This window comes from Streptomyces sp. NPDC047525 (assembly GCF_040643025.1).
In the GTDB taxonomy this organism is placed as follows: Bacteria; Actinomycetota; Actinomycetes; order Streptomycetales; family Streptomycetaceae; genus Streptomyces; species Streptomyces durmitorensis.
The window spans coordinates 72,887-96,688 of the sequence record NZ_JBEYTL010000003.1 but is presented as its reverse complement, the minus strand read 5'-3'; the positions used below and the strand labels follow the sequence as shown (position 1 = coordinate 96,688).

The 23,802-nt window shown below is 70.9% G+C and carries 20 protein-coding genes; 9 read left to right on the top strand and 11 right to left on the bottom strand.

The window, feature by feature from the left end; translation table 11 throughout:
* Nucleotides 1–98 precede the first annotated feature (98 nt).
* On the top strand, nucleotides 99–1,388 hold the full coding sequence (locus ABZ833_RS09450) for a DUF3533 domain-containing protein (RefSeq protein WP_361043402.1): 1,290 nt from the start codon (nucleotides 99–101) through the stop codon (nucleotides 1,386–1,388).
* Between the two features lie 16 nt (nucleotides 1,389–1,404).
* Here ABZ833_RS09450 and ABZ833_RS09445 read toward each other — a convergent pair whose 3' ends face one another.
* The 8 genes from ABZ833_RS09445 to ABZ833_RS09410 all read right to left on the bottom strand — a co-directional run bounded on the left by ABZ833_RS09445 (nucleotide 1,405) and on the right by ABZ833_RS09410 (nucleotide 10,795).
* A complete protein-coding gene (locus tag ABZ833_RS09445; RefSeq protein WP_361043399.1) occupies nucleotides 1,405–2,463 on the bottom strand; it encodes a YncE family protein in 1,059 nt (352 codons plus the stop codon).
* A gap of 120 nt (nucleotides 2,464–2,583) precedes the next feature.
* On the bottom strand, nucleotides 2,584–3,120 hold the full coding sequence (locus ABZ833_RS09440; protein WP_351161410.1) for an NUDIX hydrolase family protein: 537 nt from the start codon (nucleotides 3,118–3,120) through the stop codon (nucleotides 2,584–2,586).
* A 15-nt stretch (nucleotides 3,121–3,135) separates the two neighbouring features.
* Nucleotides 3,136–4,203: an iron-siderophore ABC transporter substrate-binding protein gene (locus ABZ833_RS09435; protein ID WP_361043397.1), complete on the bottom strand. Its 1,068-nt coding sequence runs from the start codon at nucleotides 4,201–4,203 to the stop codon at nucleotides 3,136–3,138.
* Nucleotides 4,203–6,068, bottom strand: a complete 1,866-nt coding sequence (locus tag ABZ833_RS09430; RefSeq protein ID WP_361043395.1) for an ABC transporter ATP-binding protein — start codon at nucleotides 6,066–6,068, stop codon at nucleotides 4,203–4,205. The genes ABZ833_RS09435 and ABZ833_RS09430 overlap by 1 nt, the downstream gene beginning before the upstream one ends.
* Entirely contained in the window at nucleotides 6,065–7,786 is a 1,722-nt protein-coding gene (locus ABZ833_RS09425; RefSeq protein WP_361043392.1) for an ABC transporter ATP-binding protein, read from the bottom strand. The genes ABZ833_RS09430 and ABZ833_RS09425 overlap by 4 nt, the downstream gene beginning before the upstream one ends.
* A gap of 30 nt (nucleotides 7,787–7,816) precedes the next feature.
* Complete coding sequence (locus ABZ833_RS09420; protein WP_361043389.1) at nucleotides 7,817–8,671, bottom strand: ABC transporter ATP-binding protein; 855 nt, start codon at nucleotides 8,669–8,671, stop codon at nucleotides 7,817–7,819.
* A 4-nt stretch (nucleotides 8,672–8,675) separates the two neighbouring features.
* On the bottom strand, nucleotides 8,676–9,767 hold the full coding sequence (locus ABZ833_RS09415) for an iron chelate uptake ABC transporter family permease subunit (RefSeq protein ID WP_361043386.1): 1,092 nt from the start codon (nucleotides 9,765–9,767) through the stop codon (nucleotides 8,676–8,678).
* A gap of 2 nt (nucleotides 9,768–9,769) precedes the next feature.
* On the bottom strand, nucleotides 9,770–10,795 hold the full coding sequence (locus tag ABZ833_RS09410) for an iron chelate uptake ABC transporter family permease subunit (protein ID WP_361043383.1): 1,026 nt from the start codon (nucleotides 10,793–10,795) through the stop codon (nucleotides 9,770–9,772).
* A 217-nt stretch (nucleotides 10,796–11,012) separates the two neighbouring features.
* Here ABZ833_RS09410 and ABZ833_RS09405 point away from each other — a divergent pair, with 217 nt between their 5' ends.
* From ABZ833_RS09405 to ABZ833_RS09390, 4 genes are all read left to right on the top strand, one after another.
* Nucleotides 11,013–11,555, top strand: a complete 543-nt coding sequence (locus ABZ833_RS09405) for an FABP family protein (RefSeq protein ID WP_361043381.1) — start codon at nucleotides 11,013–11,015, stop codon at nucleotides 11,553–11,555.
* Nucleotides 11,556–11,764: 209 nt separating this feature from the next.
* Nucleotides 11,765–12,280 carry a lytic polysaccharide monooxygenase auxiliary activity family 9 protein gene (locus tag ABZ833_RS09400; RefSeq protein ID WP_249586373.1) on the top strand — a complete coding sequence of 172 codons (516 nt, stop codon included), beginning with the start codon at nucleotides 11,765–11,767 and terminating at the stop codon, nucleotides 12,278–12,280.
* An 88-nt stretch (nucleotides 12,281–12,368) separates the two neighbouring features.
* Nucleotides 12,369–13,448: a dihydrodipicolinate reductase gene (locus ABZ833_RS09395; RefSeq protein ID WP_361043378.1), complete on the top strand. Its 1,080-nt coding sequence runs from the start codon at nucleotides 12,369–12,371 to the stop codon at nucleotides 13,446–13,448.
* Complete coding sequence (locus tag ABZ833_RS09390) at nucleotides 13,445–13,924, top strand: carboxymuconolactone decarboxylase family protein (RefSeq protein ID WP_361043375.1); 480 nt, start codon at nucleotides 13,445–13,447, stop codon at nucleotides 13,922–13,924. Before ABZ833_RS09395 ends, ABZ833_RS09390 begins: the two co-directional genes overlap by 4 nt.
* Before the next feature lie 52 nt (nucleotides 13,925–13,976).
* Here the strand turns inward: ABZ833_RS09390 and ABZ833_RS09385 are convergent, their stop codons facing one another.
* From ABZ833_RS09385 to ABZ833_RS09375, 3 genes are all read right to left on the bottom strand, one after another.
* Nucleotides 13,977–15,626 carry a GMC oxidoreductase gene (locus tag ABZ833_RS09385; protein WP_361043373.1) on the bottom strand — a complete coding sequence of 550 codons (1,650 nt, stop codon included), beginning with the start codon at nucleotides 15,624–15,626 and terminating at the stop codon, nucleotides 13,977–13,979.
* A gap of 99 nt (nucleotides 15,627–15,725) precedes the next feature.
* Nucleotides 15,726–16,640 carry a PPK2 family polyphosphate kinase gene (locus tag ABZ833_RS09380; RefSeq protein WP_361043370.1) on the bottom strand — a complete coding sequence of 305 codons (915 nt, stop codon included), beginning with the start codon at nucleotides 16,638–16,640 and terminating at the stop codon, nucleotides 15,726–15,728.
* Between the two features lie 182 nt (nucleotides 16,641–16,822).
* Nucleotides 16,823–17,263 carry a hypothetical protein gene (locus tag ABZ833_RS09375; protein ID WP_361043367.1) on the bottom strand — a complete coding sequence of 147 codons (441 nt, stop codon included), beginning with the start codon at nucleotides 17,261–17,263 and terminating at the stop codon, nucleotides 16,823–16,825.
* Between the two features lie 171 nt (nucleotides 17,264–17,434).
* On the opposite strand from ABZ833_RS09375, the gene ABZ833_RS09370 reads away from it, so the two are divergent.
* The 4 genes from ABZ833_RS09370 to ABZ833_RS09355 are packed head-to-tail and all read left to right on the top strand — an operon-like array spanning nucleotide 17,435 to nucleotide 23,800.
* A complete protein-coding gene (locus ABZ833_RS09370; protein WP_361043365.1) occupies nucleotides 17,435–18,742 on the top strand; it encodes an extracellular solute-binding protein in 1,308 nt (435 codons plus the stop codon).
* Nucleotides 18,743–18,770: 28 nt separating this feature from the next.
* Complete coding sequence (locus ABZ833_RS09365; protein WP_361043363.1) at nucleotides 18,771–19,769, top strand: sugar ABC transporter permease; 999 nt, start codon at nucleotides 18,771–18,773, stop codon at nucleotides 19,767–19,769.
* Between the two features lie 11 nt (nucleotides 19,770–19,780).
* Nucleotides 19,781–20,593 carry a carbohydrate ABC transporter permease gene (locus ABZ833_RS09360; RefSeq protein ID WP_361043360.1) on the top strand — a complete coding sequence of 271 codons (813 nt, stop codon included), beginning with the start codon at nucleotides 19,781–19,783 and terminating at the stop codon, nucleotides 20,591–20,593.
* 36 nt (nucleotides 20,594–20,629) lie between these two features.
* A complete protein-coding gene (locus tag ABZ833_RS09355; RefSeq protein WP_361043358.1) occupies nucleotides 20,630–23,800 on the top strand; it encodes an alpha-mannosidase in 3,171 nt (1,056 codons plus the stop codon).
* Nucleotides 23,801–23,802: the final 2 nt, after the last annotated feature.

The following is a 23,802-nucleotide window of genomic DNA, read 5'->3' as shown; positions in this document are numbered from 1 at the left end:
GGGGACAGCGTACGGAGACAGGCCCCATTCGCCTGGTCCTTCGCTCCTGAACGTGTTGCTCGCTCCGGGCGCCGCGAGCGGCACCGAAGGTGGGCACCATGGACGACGACAACGCTCCCCGTCACTCCGGCGCCGGTGCCCGCGCCTCCGCGCTCCTGCGCCGCCCCAAGCTGTGGCTGGTGCCCGCGGTCCTGACCGGGCTGCTCGCCCTGCTCCTTTCGCTGCTCTACATGGGCGGCATCGTCAGCCCCAACCGCGACCTGCGCGACCTGCCCGTCGCGATCGTCAACTCCGACCAGGGCAAGCCCCCGGCCGGGCAGCGGCAGAACCTGGGAACGCAGGTCGCCGAGACCGTCCTCGCCGACACGTCGAGCGACAAGGCCGACTGGCGCGGGCTCACGCGGGCCCAGGCCCAGGACGAGCTGGACTCCGGCAAGATCTACGGCGCCCTGGTCATCCCCGCGAACTTCAGCGACTCCGTCGCCGCGCTCACCACCCCGCGCGCGACGGAGCGGCCGACGATGACGGTCCTGACCAACCCCGGCATGGGCAGCCTGGGTTCCTCCCTGGCGAGCAGGATCGCCACGACGGCCGCGCAGCAGTCCTCCCAGGCCATCGGCAAGCAGCTGAAGGCGTCGGGCGCCGCCAAGGAAGCGGGCTCCACCGCGGGCCTGCTGCTGACCGACCCGGTCGGCATCACCACCCAGGTCGGCCACCCCATCGGCGACAACAGCGGCCTGGGCCTGAGCGCGTTCTACTACACCCTGCTGCTAGTCCTGGCCGGGTTCCTCGGCGCCAACCTCATCAGCATGGGCGTGGACACCGCCCTCGGCTACGCCGACAGCGAGATCGGCCCCTGGCACACCCGCCGCCCGACCGTGCCGATCAGCCGCACGCAGACGCTGCTCCTGAAGATGGCCATGACCGCGGGCATCACGGTCCTGACCACCACCCTGATCATGCTGGCCACCATCGCGGTCCTCGGCATGGACGCCACCCACCTGCCGCTGCTGTGGGTCTTCTCCTACTGCGCGAGCCTCGCGGTGGGCCTGGGAGTCCAGGCCATCAACGCGGCCTTCGGCGGGATCGGCCAGCTGGTGTCCATGTTCGTGTTCATCGTCCTCGGCCTCCCCTCCTCCGGGGCCACCATCCCGCTGGAGGCGGTCCCCGGCTTCTACCGCTTCCTCGGCATCTTCGAGCCCATGCGCCAGCTCAGCGGCGGCGTCCGCGCCATCCTCTTCTTCGACGCCCGCGCCGACGCCGGCCTCGCCCGCGCATGGATCATGATCGCGATCGGGAGCGTCATCGCCGCGGCCTTCGGGTTCGCGATGACCCGTTACTACGACCGCAAGGGGCTGCACCGGATGACTCCACAGCCCTCGCCCTGAACGCTCCCCGAGCCTCTCAGCGGTGCAGACGGACGCGGGTCAGCAGGTCCTCGCCCGCGGGACCCGAGCCCGACTTGTCCACCACGTACGCGTGGCCCTCGGCCACATGGACGTGGTTGGGGTTCACGCCGGTGGCCACGGACTTCACGACCTCGCCCTTGTGCGGGTCGACGACCGTGACGGTGGCGGTCGTGCGGTTGACGGCGAGGACGTGGCCCGAGCGGTGGTCGACGGCCACGGACTTGGTGCCGCCGCCGGTGGCCACGGACTTCACGACCTCGCCCTTGCGCAGATCGACGACCGTGACGGTGCCGGAGGTCTGGTCGGCGGTGTAGGCGGTGCGGCCGTTCTTGGAGAGGGCGATCGAGAGCGGTCCCTTGCCGGCCGGGATGAGCCGCGGGCTCTCGGCGCGGCGGGAGACCTCGATGATCCGGGCGCCGTGATAGTCGGCGGCGTACACCGAACCGGTCCGCTCGTTCACGGTGATGCCCGTCGGTCCCGTGCCGGGGACGGTGACGCGCTTCTTCTCCTTGAAGGTGCCGGAGTCGAACGCGACGAGGGCACCGTCGGCGAACGAGCTCGCCCACACCGTGTCGCGCCGCTCGTCCACGACGATCTCGCGGGCGTGGTTCACGTTCGGCAGCGTGGCGAGGCGCTTGCCGGTGCGCTGGCTGTAGACGGCGACGGAGTTGTCGCGGGTGTTCGTCGTCCAGACGGTGTTGTGCTCGTCGTCCACGGCGACGCCGTAGACCGACTCGACGGCACCGGTGGCCGCGTCGGTGACCGGCGGCGTGTAGGCCTTCTCGACCTTCAGTGTGTCCGGGTCGACTCTCAGCAGACGGGAGTCGGTGACCGTGGCGGGCGGCATGCCCACGGAAGAGGTCATCCAGAGCGCGTCGTTCCGCTCCGAGTACGCGGACTGGTAGAGGCCTTGCCTGACCGGCGCCGTTTCGGTGGGCGAGCCGGTCCTCGCGGTGTCGGCGTCGGCGGTGCCTGCCGAGACGAGGGCACCTCCCGCGGCGAGCGACACGGTGATCGCGGTGGTACGGCGGGCCCGGCGGATGGTTGAGCTCATGCTGCGTCGATCTCCTTGGCAGATGTGCCTCCGGAGGAAGGCACTCGCCGATCAACTTAGCCGAGCCTTACTTAATCCGTCAGGCCCCTCCCGTCAGCTCTTCCCGGATCCCGGGTCTCCTCAGGACAGGCAACCGGCGTGCGCCAGGGCCTGCTTGAGCAGGACGCCGTGGCCGCCCGGCATCTCGTTCTGGACCACCACCGACAAGGCCTCCTGCGGGCTGAACCACGCCAGGTCGAGAGCGTCCTGGCGGGGACGGCAGTCGCCGGCGACCGGAACGATGTAGGCGAGGGACACCGCGTGCTGGCGGGGGTCGTGGAACGGCGTGATGCCCTGCGTCGGGAAGTACTCGGCGACGGTGAACGGCTGGAGGGAGGCCGGGACGCGGGGGAGCGCCGCCGGGCCGAGATCCTTCTCCAGGTGGCGCAGCAGGGCATCCCGGACCCGCTCGTGGTGCAGGACCCGGCCGGAGACGAGGGAGCGGCTGACCGACCCGTCCCGTCCCATCCCCAACAGCAGTCCGATGCTGGTGACTTCGCCGCTGTCGTCGACGCGCACCGGCACGGCCTCGACGTACAGGATCGGCATGCGGTTACGGGCCTGCTCGAGCTCGTCGGAGGTCAGCCAGCCGGGCGTGGTTTCGGTCGTGTCAGACATCGGCTGATCATACGTTCACTGGCTCCCGGCGTGCTGCTTCACCTTGGTCGCGGTGTCGCCGTCGACGGCCGATGCCAGCTGCGGAACCAGGCGTTCCAGCATGTACGGCAGGCTCAGGACCGACACGAAGGAGACGGAGTTGCCGTAGTCGCTCGCCTCCGCGACATAGACCTCACGGTCCTCCTTGGCCACGTCCAGATCGGCGTAGAGCGGGTTCTTGCCGAGCTTGGCCTCGTCCTTCGCCGGGTCGGACGCGATCCACACGATCGCGTCGGTGTCCAGCAGGTCGGTGCGTTCCTTGCTGATGTTGGCGCCGAACTCGTCGCCGATGACCTTGTCCAGGTCGCCCGGCAGGGTGAAGCCGAGGCCGGTCAGGACCCGGGAGCGTGGGTCCTGGCTGCCGAAGGCGAAGATTCCCTCGTACGGAGTGGCCATCACGGCACTGGACTTGGCGAACGCCGGGTTCTCCTTGGTCGCGGCCTTGAAGTCGGCCTCGACGCCCGTCACCAGCTTCTTGGCCTTGTCCTTCTGGCCGAGCGCCTTGCCGATGGTCTCGGTCTGCTGCTGCCACGGGACCCCGAAGTCGTTGTACTCCTTCGGCTGCGCCACCACCGGGGCGAACTTCGACAGGGTCGTGTACTGCTCCTTGGTCAGGCCTCCGTAGACGGCGAGGATCAGGTCCGGGTGGAGGGCCGCGATCTTCTCCGTCTGCGGCCCTGTGCCGGTGTCCTTCAGGACGGTCGGCGCCTTGGCGCTGCCCAGTTCGTCGGCGGCCCAGGGACCGATGGCGCCCTTGTAGCCGCCGAGCCACTCGGTGGTGCCGACGGGCACCTTGCCCAGGGCGAGCACGGCGTCCTGGTCGGTGAGGCCGACGGTGACGATGCGCTGGGGCTCGGACTTGACGGTGGTGCTGCCGTACTTGTGCGCGATGCTCACCGGGAAGGCGCCGTCCGCGGACGCGGCACCGTCCGAGCCCGTGCCGGAGTCGTCTCCGGAGCCGCAGGCCGTGGCGGCGGTGAGCAGGAGGAGCGCGGAGGCGAGCGCTGTGGCGATGCGTGCCGTGCGTCTTGGAGAGCCGGGCATCAGTCGTCGTCCTTCACGGTGGTGGTGTCGGGACCTGCGCGGTGCGTGGGGGTCTTGTCGGTCGCGGTACGGGTGCCGGACCACGCCTGCCACAGGGAGGCGTAGGGGCCGGAGCCTTCGCGCAGTTCGTCGTGGGTGCCGCTCTCCACGATCCGGCCGCCCTCCATGACGACGATCCGGTCCGCGGTCGCGGCCTGGGTGAGGCGGTGGGCGACGACGAGCGCCGTGCGTCCCTCGACCGCCCGGTCCGCGGCCTTCTCCAGGAGACGCGCGCCGGTGCTTCCGGCCTCGGCCGTCGCCTCGTCGAGCACGGCCACCGGCGGATCGGCGAGGATCAGCCGGGCCAGGGCGAGTTGCTGGACCTGGGCGGAGGTGAGGCGGTGGCCTCCGTCGCCCACGACCGTGTCCAGGCCGTCGGGCAGCGCTTGGGCCCACTCCAGCGCGTCGACGTCGGTCAGCGCCGCGCGCAGGTCGTCGTCGGTGGCTTCGGGGTGGGCCAGCCGCAGGTCGTCCGCCAGCGGCCCGGCGAAGACATGCGTCTCCTGGGTGACCAGGGCCACCGGAAGGCCGCTGCCCCGGCCCGGGGTTCCGGTCAGGCGCACCGATCCCGAGGTCGCCTGGTGCACCCCCGCGATGAGCTTGGCGAGCGTGGTCTTGCCCGCGCCGCTCGGGCCGACAAGAGCCACCCGCTCCCCGGCTCGCAGCGTGAGGTCCACGTGTCGCAGGACGGGACGGCCGGGTACGTACGCGTGGTCGATGCCGGTCACGGTGACGGTGCCGTCCGGCGCCGCACCGGGCTGCGACGGCTCGGCCGTCTCCTGTGCCCGCGTGGGCTCAGGGGTCGGCTCGTCGGCCACCCCGACGAGGCGGGCGAGCGACGCGGTCGCCGACTGCGCGTCGTCGAGGAGTACGAGTGCGGAGTTGACCGGAGTGAACAGGCTGTGGAAGTAGAGCGCGGCGGCGGTCGCGGTGCCGATGGACACGGAGTCCGAGCGGACCAGGAGGAAACCGGTGACGAGGACCGCGGCGAGCCCGGTGTACTCGGCGACGTGCAGGCGGTTGTAGAAGTCGAGGACCAGCCGGATGCCGCGCATCTTCAGCGCGACCGCGTTCGACGAACGCCGGGTCACCCGCTCGGTGTGCTCCTCCTCGATGCGGAAGCCCCGCACCGTGCCCGCTCCTGCGATGGTGTCGAGGAGCTGCTGCTGCTGGGCGCCGGTGGCGATGCGCTGCTGGGCGTAGAGCGGCACGGCATGGCGGACGTACCAGCGGGCGGTGGTCGCCTGGACGGGCACCGCGAGCAGGGCCGCGACCAGGAAGCGCCAGTCGAGCGCCGCCATCGCGGCCAGCGTCAGGAAGATGGCGAGCAGGGAACGGGCCAGTTCGGGCAGGGCGCTGCGCACCGCCTCGCCCACCACCGAGACGTCCCGGGTCACCCGCGCGGTGAGGTCTCCGGCACCGGCCTTCTCCACCTGTTCGAGGGGCAGCCGGAGCGCCTTCTCCACGAACCGCTCGCGCAGCTGCGCGAGCACCGTCTCGCCGAGCCGGGAGACGAGCGACAGACCGAGCGACGTGGTGCCGCCGTGCGCGAGGGCGACGAGGACCAGCAGGACGACCGGCAGCGTGAGGTCTCCCGCCGGGCGCTGGTCGGCCACCAGGTCCACGATGCGGCCGAGGATCGGCTGGACGAGGAGCCCCACCGCCGTCGCCGCGATCATCACCGCGAAGCCGCCGACCGCCAGACCGCGGTGCGGACGCACCAGCTCGCGGACCGCGGCGCGGGTGCGGGTCGCGGTGGCGGTGGGGAGCAGCTCGCGGGTGTCCGGGTGCTGCTCGTTCGTGTTCTCGTTCGTGCTCTCGTTCATGCCAACACCGCCGTGCGATAGGCCTCATGACGCTGGATCAGGTCGGCGTGCGGGGCCGTGTCGGTGACCCGGCCCTCGTCGAGGAGCACCACACGGTCGGTGACCGAGAGCAGCGCGGGACTCGTGGTCACCAGGATCGTGGTGCGGCCCTTGCGGATCTCGCGCAGACCGGCGGCGATACGGGCCTCGGTCACGGCGTCGACCGCGGTGGTCGGATCGTGGACCACGAGGACGGGCCGTTCGGCCGCGAGCGCGCGGGCCAGGGCGACGCGTTGGCGCTGCCCGCCCGAGAGAGAGTGGCCGCGCTCCCCGACCGGCGTGTGCTCGCCGTCCGGCAGGGTCTGGGCGACCTGGGTCACTCCGGCGGCCGCCATCGCCTGTTCCGGGTCGGCGCCGTCGGGTGCGGCGGCCGTGACGTTCTCGCGGACGGTGCCCGCGAAGAGGTCCGCGTCGTGATCGGCGACCAGCATCGCCGTGCGCAGCTCGGCCGGGTCGAGGTCCCGCAGGGACATGCCGTCCAGTGCGACGGTCCCGGTGTCGGGGTCGGTCCGCCGGGCCAGGCAGCGCAGCAGGTCGCCCGCGTGCGCGGGGTCGGTCGCGACCACGCCGAGCAGCTCGCCCGGCGCGACGTCCAGGTCCACTCCGCGCAGACCGCCGTGCCGTACGCCGTCGAGCCGGACGGCGCCGCGCACCGGCTGGGACAGGCTCCGCTCCCCGGCGGTGATCGTGGCCGGGGTGGCGACGACCTCCGCGATCCGGGTGGCCGACGCCCGGCCCTGGGCGAGTTCGGCGTTGACCCAGGAGAGCGTCTCCAGGGGGCCGAGCAGGAAGAGCGCGAGGCCGACCGCCGACACGAGCTCGCCGAGGCTGATGCTGCCCTGGGCGGCGAGCCTGCCGCCGACCAGCGCGACGGCGGCGATCAGGCACCCGGTGAGGGCGAGGACCACACCGCTCTGGAAGGCCTGCGCGCGTGCGGCCTTCAGGGTGGCCCCGAGGGAGTCGCGGCTCGTGGTGCGGTAGCGGGCGATGGCCGCCGACTCGCCGCCGATGCCCTTGAGTATCCGCAGGCCCGTCACCAGGTCGGCGGCGACGGCCGACGCGTGCGCCGCGCGCTCCTGCTCGGCCTCGCTGCGGTGTTCGAGCGGCTTGCTCAGCAGGTGACCGAGCCAGAGCAGCACCGGCGTGCCGAGCAGCACGACGAGGCCGAGCGTCAGCGACATGCGCAGCAGGACGACGGCGCAGGTGAGGATGCCCGTCAGCGCCGAGATCCCGGCCATGAGGGCCATGTTGACGGCGCCGACGCGCTTGGCGTCCTCGGTCGCGATGTTGGCCAGGGCTCCGGGCAGCCGGCCTTCCTCGGCGCCGCCGCCCGGGTCGAGTATGCGGCGTACGAGAGAGATGCGAAGGGTGTGCTCGGCGCGGGCCGCGGCCCGCTCACCGGCCATGGCGCCGAAGCGGAAGCTCAGCGCGAGTGCCACATAGCCGACGGCGAGGACGCCGAGGCAGACGAGCAGGGCGCCGGTGTCGGAGTCGGTGACGGCCTGGTCGATCGCGACACCGATCAGGACGGGGACCAGCGCCTCGCCTATCTGGTGGCCGGAACCCAGCAGCGCGCCGACGCCGACGTCGCGCCGCTGCCCCCGTATGGACTCTCTCAGGACGTCCCGCCCCGACGGACTTGATGTACTCACCCGCCACCCTCTCCAGGACCGGACCATGCAGATGCAGAAAATCTAGGTGAGGCTACCCTAAGTCGATTCGTCGTGGTGACGGCCCATGGGAATGACCAGCGGTGTACCGCTGACCGGGTCCGGTGTGATGCGGCATTTCAGCTCGAAGACGTCCCGCACGGTGTCGACGGTGATCACCTCGGCCGGGGTGCCTTCGGCCGCGATCCGCCCCGACTTCATGGCGACGACGTGATCGGCGTAGCGGCAGGCCTGATTGAGGTCGTGCAGCACCATCACGACGGTGCGGTTCTCGCGGCGGTTGAGGTCGGTGATCAGGTCGAGTACGTCGATCTGGTGCGCGAGGTCGAGATAGGTCGTCGGCTCGTCGAGGAGCAGCACGGGAGTGCCCTGGGCGACCGCCATGGCGATCCAGGCGCGTTGGCGCTGTCCGCCGGAGAGTTCGTCGACGGGACGGTCCGCGAGATCGCTCATGCCGGTCGCGGCAAGGGCCTGGTGGACGGCGTCCTCGTCGGACTTCGACCACTGCCGCCACCAGGTCTGGTGCGGTGAACGGCCGCGGTTGACCAGGTCGATGACGGTCAGACCCTCCGGCGCGACCGGGCTCTGCGGCAGGATGCCCAGGCGCTGTGCCAGCTCGCGGCTCGGTATGGAGTGCAGCGCACGGCCGTCCAGGTGGACGGCGCCGCCGCGGGGTGCGAGCAGCCGGGCCAGGGCGCGAAGGAGGGTGGACTTGCCGCAGGCGTTGGCGCCGACGACGGCCGTGATCCGGCCCGGCGGCACGGACAGGTCGAGGCCGTCCACCACCAGGCGGTTGCCGTAGGCCAGGCTCAGGTCGTCGGCCCGCAGGTCCACGTCTGTGGCCTGCGCAGGGCCTGCCGGAGCGGGGTCGGTCGACAGGGAGTCAGCCGACATGGGATCAACCTCCTGAACCCGCGCGGTTGGCGCGGACGAGCAGCCAGAGCAGGATCGGCGCGCCGAGCACGCCGGTGACGATGCCGACCGGCAGTTCCGTGCCGGAGACGAGTGTGCGGGCGATGAGGTCACTGCCGAGGACCACCACGGCCCCGGTGAGACCCGAGGCGAGGGTGGGCGGCCACGCCGTGCGGGCGAGGCGCTGGGTGATCTGCGGCGCGGCGAGCGCCACGAAGGCCACGGGGCCCGCGGACGCGGTGGCGAAGGCGACGAGCCCGACCCCGCAGAGCAGGACGGCCAAACGCACCGGCTGCACCCGGGTGCCGAGCCCGGTGGCCACGTCGTCCCCCAGCTGGAGGGTGCGCAGCAGACGCCCGAGCAGCAGCGCGGCGGGCAGCAGCACCGCGAGGGCGATCGCGAGCGGCCCGACCTGGCCCCACGTACGGCCGTTGAGATTGCCGACCAGCCAGCCGAGTGCGGCCTGGGCCTGGAACCGGCCGCCCCTGGCCAGCAGATAGTCGGTGGCGCTGGTGCAGATCCAGGCCACTCCGATGCCGACCAGGATGATCCGGTAGCCGGTGGCGCCGCGGCGCCAGGCCAGGGCGTAGACGACGAGCGCCGTGGCCAGGGCGCCGAAGAGCCCAAGGGCCTGGGTGCCGAGGCCGCCGTCCCAGCCGAGGACGATCCCCGCGACGACGGCGGTGCCCGCGCCCTGGGTCAGGCCGATCATGTCGGGGCTCGCCAGCGGGTTGCGGGTCATGGTCTGGAACAGCGCGCCGGACACCCCGAAGGCGACCCCGGCGAGCAGTCCGACCAGGGCGCGGGGCAGCCGCAGTTCCTCGACCACGAGGACGGTGCCGGGGTCGCCGGAGCCCGCGAGGGCGCGTACGACATCGGCGAAGGCGATCGGGTAGTCGCCGATCGTCAGGCCCCAGCAGAACAGCAGGAAGCCGGCCACGGCGAGCACCGCGCCCAGCGCCACGAGCCGGGGGCGCAGGATCCCGGAGACGGGCGGCACGGTCAGCCGGAACGTGCGGACGGAGGACCCGTGGGCACGGACGGCAGACGAGCCGCGCGCGGTCTTCGAGCCGCTCATCCTCATACCTCCGACAGGTGGCGTCGGCGGACCATGGCGATGAAGAACGGGCCGCCGATGAAGGCGACGACGACACCCGCCTGGATCTCGGTGGGCCGTGCGACGACCCGTCCGACGATGTCGGCGGCGAGCAGCAGGCACGGGGCGAGCACCGCCGAGAGCGGAAGCAGCCAGCGGTGGTCCGGGCCGATCCCCGCCGACTGGGCGAGCACGCGGGCGACATGCGGCACGATCAGCCCGATGAAGACGACCGGACCGATCACCGAGACCGCCGCGCCGGTCAGGAGCGTGACCGCGGCGACCCCCTGGAGCCGGATCAGACCGAGCCGCCGCCCGAGCGACGCCGCCACGTCGTCGCCAAGGGCCAGGCTGTTGAGGGCCGGTGCGCACGCCAGGGCGAGGGCCGTGCCCACCGCGATGAAGGGCAGGATCCGCAGGACCGTGGCGCCGTCCTGGTCGGCCATCGAACCGGCGGAGAAGAAGCGGAAGCGGTCGAGCGCGTCGGGGTCGGTCAGCGCGATCGCGCTGGTGAGGGAGGAGAGCAGCGAGGTCACCGCGATACCGGCGAGGGCCAGTTTGACCGGCGTCAGGCCGGACCGGCCCAGCCTGCCGAGCAGGTAGACCAGGACGCTCGCCGCGAGAGCTCCCGCGAAGGCGAACCAGACGTACCCGTGGAAGGAGCCGACGCCGATCACCCCGACGGCGAGCACGATGGCGAAGGAGGCACCGGCACTGACGCCGAGGATGCCCGGGTCCGCGAGCGGATTGCGGGTCAGGGCCTGCATGAGCGCGCCGGAGAGACCGAGGGCCGCGCCCGCCGCGATGCCGAGCGTGGTGCGGGGCACGCGTGCCGACCAGACGATGTTCTCCACGAGCCTGCTCGGGGCGTGGCCGAACAGCGCCCGCACGACCTGGTCCGGCGGAATACTTGCCGCGCCCAGGGCGATCGACAGCACGCAGAGCATGGCCAGGACGGCGCCGAGCAGAGCCACGAGAAGGGTCGGACGGACCCTCTTGCTCCGCGTCACCTTGCAGTCTCCAACAGCCAACTCCCTTGGGGGTGGCGGGACTTGGGCGTGGTGCGGGACGCGAGATCCGCTCAAGCCGGGCCGGTCGATTAGGTTACCCTAACTTTTCGGCCACCGCCGGTGAGGGCTCCCGCCGCTGCCGCCGCCTTCCGGCCCCCGCCCCCGCGGGCCCCTAGGCTTCCTCCAGGCATCGGCCCCTACCCCTGGAGCGCACACCGTGTTCGACCCCGCACCGGAGCACCCGTACCCCGACGGTCACCGACCGGACGAGGCGCCGGCACCGCATCCGCTGCTCGCCCCCGTGCTCGGTCTCCTGGGCACCTGGCACGGCCGGGGCCAGGGCGAGTACCCGACCCTCGACGCGGACTTCACGTACGCCCAGGAGGTCACCTTCAGCCACGACGGCCGCCCCTTCCTGCGCTACGAGGCCAGGGCCTGGCTGCTCGACGCCGACGAGGCACCGCTGCGGCCGTCCGCCCGGGAGAGCGGCTGGTGGCGGCTGCAGCCCGAAGGCCGGGTGGAGGCGCTGATCACCCAGCCCACCGGCATCGCCGAGATCGCGGTGGGCCGGGCCGCCGGCGGCACGATCGACCTCTCCACCAGCGAGGTGGCGCGCACCCCCACCGCCAAGGAGGTCAAGGCCACCCGCCGCCGCTACACGCTCACCGACGACGGTCAACTCACCTTCGTCCACGACCTGGAGGCGGTCGGCCAGCCGCTGCAGCACCACCTCTCGGCACTGCTGAGGCGCACGGCGTAGGCCACGCGGCGCCCGCCGTCCGTACGTGGCCCGTACGTGGCCCGAAACCGGCCTTGACCGAGCCTCGCCGAAGTCTATGGTCTGGACTAATCGGCCATCGCGAACATCTGGCCCCACCTCTTCACGTACACCCCCACCCAAGTACGTCGCGCAACCTGCAGAAGCACTTCACGCACACCCCCACTCCACAGCGCCGTGAAGGAGTACGCATGCACAGGAAGCGGAAGTTGGCCGCGATGATAGGTGCGGGCCTCGCACCGGTCCTCGCCCTCACGCTGCCGACCGGTTCGGCCAGCGCGCACGGATACGTCAACGCACCGGCCAGCCGGCAGGCGCAGTGCGCCGCCGGCACGGTCGCGTGCGGAGAGATCAAGTGGGAACCCCAGAGCGTCGAAGGGCCCAAGGGCCTGCGCAGCTGCAGCGGCGGCAACGCGCGGTTCGCGGAGCTGAACGACGACAGCAAGGGCTGGAAGGTCAGCGACGTGAGCAGGACGCAGACCTTCACCTGGACGTTCACGGCGCGCCACCGCACCGCGAACTACGAGTACTTCGTCGACGGCACGAAGGTCGCGACGATCGACGGCGGCAACCAGCAGCCGCCCGCCACCGTCTCGCACCAGGTCAACCTCGGCAGCGCCACCGGCAGGCACAAGGTGCTCGCGGTCTGGAACATCGGCGACACGTCGAACGCCTTCTACGCGTGCATCGACGTGAACATCCGTTAGGGCAGGCGTCCGGCGCAGGCGTCCTTGACGCAAATCTCTCCGGTCATGGCCCTATGAACTGATACGTCCTCTGGTTACCCTCCGCCGCATGATTTCCACGGTTGTCTGGGGTACCGGAAATGTCGGCCGCGCGGCCATCCGTGCCGTCGAGGGCCACCCGGCGCTGAAGCTCACGGCCGTGCTCGTCCACAGTCCCGACAAGGTCGGCCGTGACGCGGCCGACCTCGCCGGGCTCGACGGGCAGTCGGGCGTCGCGGCGACCGACGACATCGACGCGGTCCTCGCGGCCTCGCCCCAGGCCGTCGTCTACGCGGCCTCCGGCGACATCCGCCCCGACGAGGCCCTCGACGACGTCGGCCGGGCGATCCGGGCCGGAGCCGTCGTCGTCACCCCCGCGCTCTACGCGCTCTACGACCAGCGCAACGCCCCGCCCGAGCTGCGGGATCCGGTCGTCGCCGCCATCGCCGAAGGCGGCGGCTCCCTCTTCGTGTCCGGCGTCGACCCCGGCTGGGGCAACGACGTACTGCCGCTGCTGGTCAGCGGACTCGGCAGCACCGTCGACGCGATCCGCTGCCAGGAGATCTTCGACTACTCCACGTACGACCAGGAGGATTCCGTACGCCACCTGATCGGCATGGGGCATCCGATGGACTACGAGCCCCTGATGCTCGCCGAGACCGTCCCGACCATGGTGTGGGGCGGCCAGATACGGCTGATGGCCAGGGCGCTCGGTGCCGAACTCGACGACATCCGCGAGACGTTGGAGCGCCGCGCGCTCGACACCTCGGTGACCACGCGCACGATGGGCGACTTCGAGAAGGGCACCCAGGGCGCCGTGCGGTTCGAGGTGCAGGGCATCGTCGGGGGAGAGCCCCGCATCGTCATCGAGCACGTCACCCGCATCCACCCGTCCTGCGCACCGGACTGGCCGACGCCGCCGGACGGCGCGGGCGCGCACCGGGTGATCATCGAGGGCCGTCCGCGCATCGAGGTGACGGTCGAGGCCACCGACGAGGGCGAGAACCGGTCAGCGGGCGGCAACGCCACCGCGGTCGGCCGTCTGGTCGGCGCCATCGACTGGCTCGTGGCCGCGGAGCCCGGACTCTACGACGCGCTGGACATCCCGCTGCGCCCCGCGACAGGCAAGCTCGGAAGGAGCCAGAAATGAAGATAGACATTCCCGAGGGGCAGGAGCCGATCGGGTACGTGTGGGGTGACATGGTCCCCGGGATCGGCATGGCCGCCGCGAACTTCTCGCTGTCGGTGTACGAGCACACGACCCTGGGGCTGCGGGAGTTCGAGGCCGCGCGGCTGCGCGTCGCGCAGATCAACGGGTGCCTGTTCTGCCTCGACTGGCGGACCGAACGCGAGGGTCAGAAGGTCGAGGAGGAGTTCGCCGAAGCGGTGACCCAGTGGCGTACCACCGACGCCTTCGACGACCGGACACGCCTTGCCGCCGAGTACGCCGAGCGGTACGCCCTGGATCACCATGGCCTCGACGAGGAGTTCTGGACGCGGATGACCGCGCACTACAGCCAGCACGAGATCGTGGAGCTGAGCATGAGCATCGGCTCCTGGCTGGCGTTCGGCCGACTCAACCATGTGCTCGGCCTCGACGCGGTGTGCGTCCTGCCGGGGCACTGACGCTTCTTGCCCCGGCATCGACGCTTCCTGCCCCGGCACCGAGAGGACACGGCTACAGATCGGTCGCGATGATCTTCTCGATGTTCCGTTCGGCGAGCGCCGTGATGGTGACGAACGGGTTGACGCTCGTGTTGCCGGGGATCAGCGAGCCGTCGATGACGTACAGGCCCGGATGGCCGTGCAGACGGCCGTAGTTGTCGGTGGCCTTGTTCAGGACGGCGCCGCCGAGCGGGTGGTAGGTGAGGTGGTCGCCCCAGATCTTGTACGTGCCGAAGAGATCGGTGCGGTAGATCGTCCCCTCCTTTGAGTTGATCTTGTCGAAGATGGTCTTGGCGGCGTCGATGGACGGCTGCTTCCATGCCGTCTGCCAGTTCAGCTCCGCCTTGCCCGCAGCGGCGTTCCAGGAGAAGGACGCACGGTTCGGGTTCTTGGTGATCGACAGGTAGAACGAGGCGTACGTCTCGATCCCGGTGGGCAGCGGCGCCACCTCGGCGAACGCGCCGCCGGCCGCCCAGTTGTCGATGCCGGCGGTGGGGATGGACGACTGGACCTTGCCGGTCGGGTCCCAGAGGTGGTTGGCGCGGCCGCACATGACGTTGCCGTTGTCGCCCCAGCCCTTGCCGATCTCCCCGTTCAGCTGGGGCAGCGCGCCGGTGGCTTTCAGTTTGACCAGGAGTTTGCTGGTGCCGACGCTGCCGGCCGCGAAGAACACCCGGTCCGCGGTCACGGACTTGGTGGCGGTGGTGGCTCCGCTGGTGTTGAGCTGCTCGATGACGACGGTGTAGCCGCCGCCGGACGCGGGGGAGACCGTGGTGACCTTGTGCAGCGGGGAGATGGTGACCTTGCCGGTCGCCTTCGCCTTGGCGATGTAGGTCTTCTGGAGCGACTTCTTGCCGTAGTTGTTGCCGTAGAGGATCTCGCCGGCGACCGCCGACTTGGGGACCGTTCCGGCCGCCTCCTGCTTCATGTAGTCCCAGTCGTAGACGCCCGGCACGAAGACGAACGGGAAGCCGGAGCGCTGGGCGTGCTTACGGCCGACGCGGGAGTACTGGTAGCAGTCGACGCTGTCGAACCAGGCCGGGTCGATGGTGCTGACGCCGAGGCCGGCGTTGGCGCGCGGGTAGTACGTGGAGTACATCTCGTCGGCGTTGACCGACGGGAGGATGGCTCCGAAGTTCTCGCGCTTGGGCGTGACCGCCATGCCGCCGTTGACCAGTGAGCCGCCGCCGACGCCGCGGCCCTGGTAGACGATGATCCCGCCCATCTCCTCGGCGTCGAGGATGCCGGTGTAGCGGGGGATGTCCTTGTCGATCGGGAAGCCGAGGAAGTTGCTCAGGGGCTGTTTGGTCCTGGTGCGCAGCCAGTAGGAACGGCCGTCGGGCGAGGTCGTGTGGGCGAAGATCTTGCCGTCGGAGCCAGGGGTGTCCCAGGCCATGCCCATCTCGATCATGTGGACGTCGACGCCCGCCTGGGCGAGACGCAGGGCGGCGACGGAGCCGCCGTACCCGGTGCCGATCACCAGGACGGGGACGCGGGCTCCGTCGCCGATGGGCCCGGCCGCCGCCTGGGAGTCTGCCTGGGCGGCGGCGGGGATGGCCTGAGCGGAGAGGGTGACGGCGCCGAGAATAGAACCAGTTCCAGCTAAGAATCTTCGCCGTGTGACGCCCTCTGGATCGGTAATGCGCGTGGTAGTGCCACTCATGTGACGTTCCTCACTCTCGTAGGAATGGGAACGAGTTCTACTGCTACTGGCGCATTAAGTCACTGCATACCTAGAGGTAACTTCTGTCCGATCTTGTACCTATGCGCCACCGTCGCCCAGGAGCTGCTTCCTTGCCAGGCCGACATCGAAGTCCCCTCGCGGGTACTGCGGATCCAGCTCGCCCAGGTGTTCAAGGAGCAGGCTGCTGATCGCCCAGTTGCGGTACCACTTGCGGTCCGCCGGGATGAGGTACCACGGGGCATGCGTCGTCGAGCAGCGTTCGAGCGCGATCTCGTACGCCTCCTGATAGGCGGGCCACAGGGCGCGCTCCGCGATGTCGCCCGGGTTGAACTTCCAGTGCTTGTCCGGGTTGTCGAGGCGTTCGAGCAGGCGGCGCCGCTGCTGTTCGTAACTGATGTGCAGGAAGCACTTGATGACGGTGACGCCGTCGTCGGCGAGGCTCTGCTCGAAGCGGTTGATCTGGCCGTAGCGGCGGCCGAGCTGTCGGCGGGGGGCCAGTTCGTGGACGCGGGCGATGAGGACGTCCTCGTAGTGCGAGCGGTCGAAGATGCCGATCTCACCGGGCAGCGGCAGGGCCCGCATGATGCGCCAGAGGAAGGGGTGGCTCCGCTCCTCGGGCGTCGGCGTCTTGAAGGCCTTGATGCGGCAGCCGGAGGGGTTGAACGGGCCGATGACGTGCTTGACCGTGCCTCCCTTGCCACTGGTGTCCATGCCCTGGAGCACGAGAAGGACGCGGCGGCGGTCACCCGCGGTGCTCGCCGCGTAGAGCCGCTCCTGGAGGTCGGCCAGGCGTTCGCCCATCCGTGCGGTGGCCAGGACCCCGGCGGCCTTGTCCGCCGGTCCCGCCGGGGTCGCGTCGGCGGCGTACTTGGCGAGGTCGACGCGCTCACCCTCGGGGATCCGCAGCAGCTCGCGGAGCGGGGCGGGGGCCTTGCGGGATTTCTTGCCGTCCTTTTTCTTCTTGTCCTTGTCCTTGCTCTTGTCCTTGGCCATCGAGCGAACCCTTCCTCCGGTTTCCCTCGATGGTCGCCGCGTGGGCGGGGGGCCGCCACTCAGTCCGGGCCTGCGGAGAAGTCTCGCCAAGGCCGTTCACGGCCACCTGCGCCGGCCACCCGGGAGCTGCCGGAGCCCGCCGTCCAGGGGCTCCGTGCCCGCCTAGGGGGCCGATGGGTGGCTCAACCGGCGTCCAGGATCGGCACGTTGGGGGCGAATGCCTGGACGGCGGTCCGCAGGAGCTCCGGGTCGAGGCGCCAGAGGTTGACCGCGCGGCTCGCGAGGAAGAGTTCGTGGTCGACCTGCGGGGCAAGACCGGCCGTCTTCTCGGGGGTGAGCGCCGCGTTGGGGCCGGGCAGGAGCGGTGCTCCGGGGCGGCGCCGGACGCCGATGTAGTTCATCGCCGAGCCCGTCATCCGCTGCTGCCACGTCACGAGCGCCGTGATGTCCTGCCACGGCACCAGGGCGGTCTGCGTGTGGTAGCGGGCCGGAGCGCCTCCGAGCAGTACGCCGGTCCCGTCGACCCGGAACGCGGTCAGCCGCTTCCAGCCCGCGCCACCGAAGAGCTGGGCGGGGCTGCGGGTGAAGTGCGCCTCGTAGGCGGCGGAGTTCGTGTCGGCCATGGTCAGAGGCTATCGAGGCCTTCGCGGGGCGGCGTCGGCGGACCGGTGGGTCAGGCCAGGCGCGCCGTGCCCGCTGCGCGAACCATTGACATCCCATCCCGGCGTAGAGAAGCTCCATCACGCCCGTGTTAACGCTAACACCGGGCCGACACACACCTGGGGGAGCCACCCATGTCAGGTAGTCGTCACCGCCCTCATCCCGCGCCGGGCACCCCGCTGGACCGCCGCACCCTCCTCGCCGCGGCCGCCGCGGGAGCGCTCGCCACGGCCTGCGGAACCGCGAGCGGCCAGCCTCCCGGCAGGGTCGCCGTGCTCGGTGACAGCGCCGCCTGGGAGAAGCCGATGGCGGCCGCGGGGGCGGCGATGAAGTCGGTGGCGGGCCTGCGGCTCGTGCCGGAGGTCAATCCGTCCCTGGAGTCGTTCGAGCAGGTCGTCAAGTCCTCGCTGCGCACCAGCAAGACACCGGACATGCTCAAGTACTGGTCGGGCTACCGGCTCCAGGACCTCGCCCGCACCGGCGGCATCGTCGACCTGACCCGGCAGTGGGACAGCGCCGTCGCGAAGGGGTGGGTCGACGCCTCGTTGCGGGACGCGTTCACCTACCGGGGCCGGGTCCACGCCCTGCCGATGAACCTCGCGTACTGGGTGTTCTTCTACAACATCGAGGTGTTCGAGGAGCACCGCCTCCAAGTCCCCCGCACCTGGGACGACTTCCTCGCCGCCGGTGAGCGGCTCAAGAAGAGCGGGATCACCCCGCTGCACGGCTCGGCGGCCGACCGCTGGCCCGCCTTCATCTGGTTTCAGGAGGTCCTCAGCCGTCAGGACCCGCGGTTCTACGAGGACTTGATGAACGGCCGGGAGCGATACACCGACCCGCGTGCCGAACATGCCCTGCGCACCCTGGAGTCCTTCTTCGACAAGGACTGGTTCACCTCCATGGACATGAGCCACGCCGACGCCGCCGCTGCCCTCGTCCACGGCAAGGTCGGGATGGTCCCCTGCGGCACCTGGCTCGGCTCGACCCTGGTCGGCGCGGGCGGAAAGCCCGGCAAGAACCTCGGTGCCTTCGTGCTGCCCATGGCGGACCCGAAGGCACGCCCCTGCGTCATCTTCGAGTCCAGCGCCCTCGTCTCCACCGTCAAAGGGCCCGACCGGGCAGAGGCGTTGGAGGCGGCAGGGCACTGGCTGGAGCCCGCCGTGATGAAGGCCTTCTCGCACAGCCTCCAGGACGGCTGCCCCAACCCGAAGGTCGAGCCCCCGAACCCGATGATCGCCGGGCTGGCGAAGAAGGTCCGCGGCGACAGGCTCTGGCTGCTCAACCGCTTCTGGGAGCAGGGCCCGCCCGAACTGGTCGAGGCGACCGTCGACGATCTCGCGGGCTTCCTGCTGAACCCGTCGTCGGCCCGCGGGACGCTGCGGACCATGCAGGACCGCGCGGACGAGGCATGGCAGGTATGGCGGGAGGCGGAGGAGACATGACGCAGGTATGGCGGGAGGCGGAGGAGACATGACCGAGATCGTCACCCCCGCCCAGCGGGCCGCGAAGCCCGTGCGCGTGCGGCGCCGGGTCCCGACCCGCACCCCGCACCAGGCCGCCCGCGCCGCCCGCGGCAACGGCAGGCTCGGCGGGCCGCTCGCCGCCCTGCCCTGGGCGCTGCCCGCCTTCGCCTTCGTCGGCGTACTCCTCGTCTATCCGTTCTTCCGCAGCGTCTACGACAGCTTCTTCGAGGACAACGGCTTCACCAGCAGCTTCACCGGCTTCGACAACTACGCCCGCCTCGCCGACGACCCGATCTTCGGCCGGTCGCTGCTCAACACCCTGATGTGGGTGGCGGGGACCCTGCTCCTGCCCGTACTCGCCGGTCTTCTCATCGCCGTCGCCACGCACCGGACGCGGTTCGGCGGCATCGCCCAGCTGGTGATCGTGCTGCCGTACGCGATCTCCGCCGCGGCCACCGCCGTCCTGTGGAACTTCATGCTGACGTCCGACGGCGCGGTCAATCAGGTGCTTCGCGGGGTCGGCCTCGACTCGTGGGCGCAGACCTGGCTCCTGGAGTGGCCGCAGAACACGCTCTCGATGATCGTCGCCAGCACATGGCAGGCCACCGGGCTCAATGTCGTCCTCTTCGCGATCGGGCTTCGTGCCATCCCTCAGGACACCGTCGAAGCGGCCCAGTTGGACGGTGCGAGCGGCTGGCGGATGTTCCGGTACATCACGCTGCCCCAGCTGCGGGCCGTGACCGTCGTCGTGGTCGGGATGGCCATCGTGAACAGCCTCAAGGCGTTCGACATGATCTGGATCCTCACCAAGGGCGGCCCGTCACGCTCCTCCGAGACCCTCGCCCTGAGCATGTACCGCGAGGCGTTCCGGCTCTTCCACATCGGCTACGGATCGGCGATCGCGCTCGTCCTCTCGGTGATCGTCGTCGCCTCCTCCTGGATGTACCTGCGCCGCCAGATGCCCGAGGCCGACGCCCGCGCCGCCAACGCCAAGGCCAAGGCCTGAGGAGGCACCCCATGGGTCGCACCGTGCGCCATCTCTTCATCGCCGGATGCGTGCTGCTCTGGCTGATCCCGCTCTACCTCCTCGTGGTCAACGCGCTCACGCCCGCCGCCGAGTACACCGGCAAGCCCGACTGGACCGTCCAGGGCTTCGACCTCGTCGAGAACCTCAGGACCGCCTGGAATGTGGCGGGCATCGGCGACAGCTTCCAGGCCTCGCTGCTCTACGCCGTGGTGTGCGGACTCGCCGCGGTGCTCATCGCGGCCATGGCGGCCTTCGCCGTCGTGGTCCTGCCGATTCCCAGGCCCGCCTTCTGGTTCTGGCTGATCTACTCCGGCACGCTCTTCCCGCTCCAGATGTTCCTCGCGCCGCTCTTCGGCCTGTACGCGGACGCCAACCTCTACGACACGAGGCTCGGGCTCATGCTGATCTACGCGGCGTGGGCAGTGCCGTTCGCGTTCTTCCTGATCCGCAATCAGATGACGACCATGCCACCCGAGTTGACCGAGGCGGCGCTCATCGACGGCGCGTCCTTCCGGCGGATCTTCTGGCGCATCCACGTCCCGCTGATGAAGGCGGGGCTCGCCGCGGCCTTCATCTTCCAGTTCACGGCCGTCTGGAACGACCTGCTCCTGGGCATCACGCTCAGCCGCAGCCCCGACGTCCAGCCGGTGATGGCCGCCCTGACCACCCTCAACAACGCCTACTCCTCGACAGGACCGCCCGTCATCCTGGCCGGCGCACTGATCGTCTCCGCGCCCACGCTCCTCCTCTTCCTGGTGTTCCGCGGCCTGTTCCTGCGCGGCGTCACCGCATCCGCCCGCTGAGACCGCCGACCCGACCACCCTCCGGGAGAGAACCGCATGACGACACGGGCCCTCGTCCGCACCACCGACTGGGACAACGACCGGATACGCGACAGCCTGCGCTCCTCCGTCGTCACCGCGGAGGGAAGCCTCGGCGGCAGCGCCCTGCGGCTCACGGAGGAACCGCTGCTGCGCAGGGCGGCGGACGGCGACGGTCTCACGCAGTCGCTGCGGATCGAGGCGGTCAACGGGTCCGTCCTGCCCGCCGAGTTCACCGTCCGCACCGAGTCAGGGACCGCGCTGCCCGTCGAGCGGCTCCCCGGCCCCGGCGGCTCCGCGCGTCTCATGGTGCCCGCCGTCGACACCGAGGCCCGCCTCACCGTGTGCCTCCCGGGCACCGCCGACGGCATCGACATCCGGCTCACCCCGCAGCGCCGGTGGACCCTCCACCTGGTCCACCACTCCCACCTCGACATCGGCTACACCGACCCCCAGGGCCACGTCCTCGCCGAGCACCTCTCCTTCCTCGACTCCTGCCTCGAGCTGACCCGGGCCACCGACGACTGGCCCGCCGAGTCCCGATTCCGTTGGTGCGTCGAGTCGTTGTGGTCGTTCCGGCAGTGGGCGGACGCCCGGCCGGCCGAGCAGGTCGAGGAGTTCGTACGCCGCGTGCGCGAGGGACGCATCGAACTGACCGCCCTGCCGTTCAACCTGCACACCGAGACCTGCTCCACGGACGAACTGCACGAACTGCTCCGCCTCGCCCACGACGTGCGCGAGCGGCACGGCGTCACGTTCACCTCCGCCATGCAGACCGACGTGCCGGGCGCGGTCGTCGGCCTGGTCGACGCCCTGTCCGCCGCCGGGGTCAAGTACCTCTCCGTCGCGCACAATTGGGCCGGCCGCTCCGTGCCCCATCTGGTCGGCGGCGAGAAGCTGCCCCGCCTCTTCCGCTGGCGCGCCCCCAGCGGCAACAGCGTCCTCGTCTGGGTCACCGACACCCCGCACGGCCTCGCCTACATGGAAGGCCCGCTGCTCGGCTTCGACACGGACTACGCGGACGTCGACGACCTGCTGCCCGCCTATCTGACCTCCCTGGCCACGAACCCCTACCCCTACCGCGGCGGCATCTTCGGCTGGGCCATGGACCAGGCCGAGATCAAGCGCGAGCCCTACCCCTGGGACGTGCTCCACCTGCGCGTCCAGGGCAAGTTCGGCGACAACGCGCCGCCCCGCCGCATCATCGCCGACACCGTCCGCCGCTGGAACGAGACCTGGGCCCACCCCCAGCTGCGGCTCTCGCGCAACGAGGACTTCTTCACCGACGCCGAGTCCAGGATCGGCGACGCGATACAGACCTTCGAGGGCGACTGGACCGACTGGTGGGTCGACGGAGTCGGTTCCGGTGCGCGGCCGCTTTCCCTGGCCCGCACCGCCCAGTCCGTGGTCGCCGACGCCCAGACCATCGGCACGTTCGCAGGCATCCTCGGCGCCACGGGGGCCGAGGACGACAGCGCGGACGCCGCCGGGGTCTACGAGGCGGTGTCGCTCTTCGACGAGCACACCTGGGGCGCCGGCGACCCGTGGACCCACGGCGACGAGGGCGGTCACTCCGGAGAACACCAGTGGCACTGGAAGTACGGGCAGGCGATGCGCGCCTACGACGACGGGAACGCGCTCCTGGGCAGGGCGAGCGCCCGGCTCGGGCAGCGGCTCGCGGCGACGCCGGGCGCCGCGGCGACGTACCACGTGCTCAACACCTGCTCCTGGCCGCGCACGGACGTCGTACGCGTCTTCCTGCCGGAGAGCAGCGTGCCGCTGGAACAGCCGGTGGCCGTGCACGACGCCCGCGACGGACGGCGGCTCGCCCACGAGGAGCAGCCGCAGACCAACGACGACCACCGGGACGCCGGACGGTTCCTGGTGGTGCGCGTGGACGAGGTGCCGCCCGCGGGTTCGGTGCGCCTGGACATCACCGCCGACGCCTCGCGGACCGCCGGCCGGTCGGCGGCCCCGGTCGTGAAGGCCGCCACCGGCTGGAACCCCACCGGCGGCACCGAACGGGAGGACCCGGCGCGGACCGCCGCCGCGGCGCTCGCCCGCCCCGAACCGACGCTCCTGGAGAACGACCACCTCGCCGTGCGCGTGGACCTGGCGCACGCGTGCATCGCCTCCGTCGTCGACAAGGCGAGCGGGCGCGAACTCGTCCGCCCCGACGCGACCGTCGGCTTCAACGGCTACCTCCACGACAGCTACACCACCGCGGGAGCCTTCAACCACAACTCCAGCCGTACGACGGCCTCCGACCGCCTCGAACACCTCGGCAGCCGCGCCGTCGCCCCGCCCGCCGCGCTCATCGCCCGCACCTCCACCGCGACGGCCGAATCGATCACGTACGAGACCCGCCCGGCCGGGGCCAACCGGCTGCGCACCACCCTCACCCTGCCCGTGGGCGTGCCCCGCCTCGACATCGAGAACCGCCTCGACAAGGACGCGACGCTGCGCAAGGAGAGCGCCTACTTCGCGTTCCCCTTCGCCTTCGACGAGCCGGTCGTCCGGATGGAGGCATCCGGCGGCCTGACCGGCACCTCCCTGCCCGTGGTGCCGGGTTCGGCGCTGCACATGCGGGCCGTACGCCGCTGGGTGACCCTCGCCGACGCGTCACTCGCGGTCGCCTGGTCCACGCAGGACGCGCCGCTGGTGCAGTTCGGCAACATCGCGCTGCCGTACGCGCCGTTCCCCAAGACGATGGGGCACGACGAGCCCGCCACCGTCTTCTCCTGGATCCACAACAACCTGTGGGACACCAACTTCCCCAGCCAACAAGGCTTCGAGTTCACCTACCGCTACAGCCTGGCCTGCGGCCCCACCGCCGAGGGGCTCGGCCCCCGGACCGCCGCGGCCTGGAGCCGCCCGCTGCGGGCCGTGCGGGCCAGGGGAGCGGAGGGCAGCGGGCAGATGTCTCTCTCCTTCGCCGACCTCGGGGACGAGCGGATCCGCCTGGTCGGCGTCACGGCGCCGGGGCCGGGCGAGGTCCTGCTCCGGCTCCAGTCCTTCGCCCAGGAGCCGGTGGCCTGCCCGGTGCGGGTCCACTTCCCCGTCACGGCAGTTCACAGCGCGGACTATCTGGGGTCGACCGGCGGTGAACTGCCCCTGTCCGACGGCCTGGTGACCGTCGACATCCCTGCCCTCGGCACGACCGCGGTGCTGTTCGTACGTCGTCTCTGAAT

Excerpts from the sequence above, each read along its gene's own strand:
- ABZ833_RS09450 (WP_361043402.1), top strand. The coding sequence starts at position 99 with ATGGACGACGACAACGCTCCCCGTCACTCCGGCGCCGGTGCCCGCGCC.
- ABZ833_RS09445 (WP_361043399.1), bottom strand. The coding sequence starts at position 2,463 with ATGAGCTCAACCATCCGCCGGGCCCGCCGTACCACCGCGATCACCGTG.
- ABZ833_RS09440 (WP_351161410.1), bottom strand. The coding sequence starts at position 3,120 with ATGTCTGACACGACCGAAACCACGCCCGGCTGGCTGACCTCCGACGAG.
- ABZ833_RS09435 (WP_361043397.1), bottom strand. The coding sequence starts at position 4,203 with ATGCCCGGCTCTCCAAGACGCACGGCACGCATCGCCACAGCGCTCGCC.
- ABZ833_RS09430 (WP_361043395.1), bottom strand. The coding sequence starts at position 6,068 with ATGAACGAGAGCACGAACGAGAACACGAACGAGCAGCACCCGGACACC.
- ABZ833_RS09425 (WP_361043392.1), bottom strand. The coding sequence starts at position 7,786 with ATGGTCCGGTCCTGGAGAGGGTGGCGGGTGAGTACATCAAGTCCGTCG.
- ABZ833_RS09420 (WP_361043389.1), bottom strand. The coding sequence starts at position 8,671 with ATGTCGGCTGACTCCCTGTCGACCGACCCCGCTCCGGCAGGCCCTGCG.
- ABZ833_RS09415 (WP_361043386.1), bottom strand. The coding sequence starts at position 9,767 with ATGAGCGGCTCGAAGACCGCGCGCGGCTCGTCTGCCGTCCGTGCCCAC.
- ABZ833_RS09400 (WP_249586373.1), top strand. The coding sequence starts at position 11,765 with ATGCACAGGAAGCGGAAGTTGGCCGCGATGATAGGTGCGGGCCTCGCA.
- ABZ833_RS09395 (WP_361043378.1), top strand. The coding sequence starts at position 12,369 with ATGATTTCCACGGTTGTCTGGGGTACCGGAAATGTCGGCCGCGCGGCC.
- ABZ833_RS09390 (WP_361043375.1), top strand. The coding sequence starts at position 13,445 with ATGAAGATAGACATTCCCGAGGGGCAGGAGCCGATCGGGTACGTGTGG.
- ABZ833_RS09385 (WP_361043373.1), bottom strand. The coding sequence starts at position 15,626 with ATGAGTGGCACTACCACGCGCATTACCGATCCAGAGGGCGTCACACGG.
- ABZ833_RS09380 (WP_361043370.1), bottom strand. The coding sequence starts at position 16,640 with ATGGCCAAGGACAAGAGCAAGGACAAGGACAAGAAGAAAAAGGACGGC.
- ABZ833_RS09375 (WP_361043367.1), bottom strand. The coding sequence starts at position 17,263 with ATGGCCGACACGAACTCCGCCGCCTACGAGGCGCACTTCACCCGCAGC.
- ABZ833_RS09370 (WP_361043365.1), top strand. The coding sequence starts at position 17,435 with ATGTCAGGTAGTCGTCACCGCCCTCATCCCGCGCCGGGCACCCCGCTG.
- ABZ833_RS09365 (WP_361043363.1), top strand. The coding sequence starts at position 18,771 with ATGACCGAGATCGTCACCCCCGCCCAGCGGGCCGCGAAGCCCGTGCGC.
- ABZ833_RS09360 (WP_361043360.1), top strand. The coding sequence starts at position 19,781 with ATGGGTCGCACCGTGCGCCATCTCTTCATCGCCGGATGCGTGCTGCTC.
- ABZ833_RS09355 (WP_361043358.1), top strand. The coding sequence starts at position 20,630 with ATGACGACACGGGCCCTCGTCCGCACCACCGACTGGGACAACGACCGG.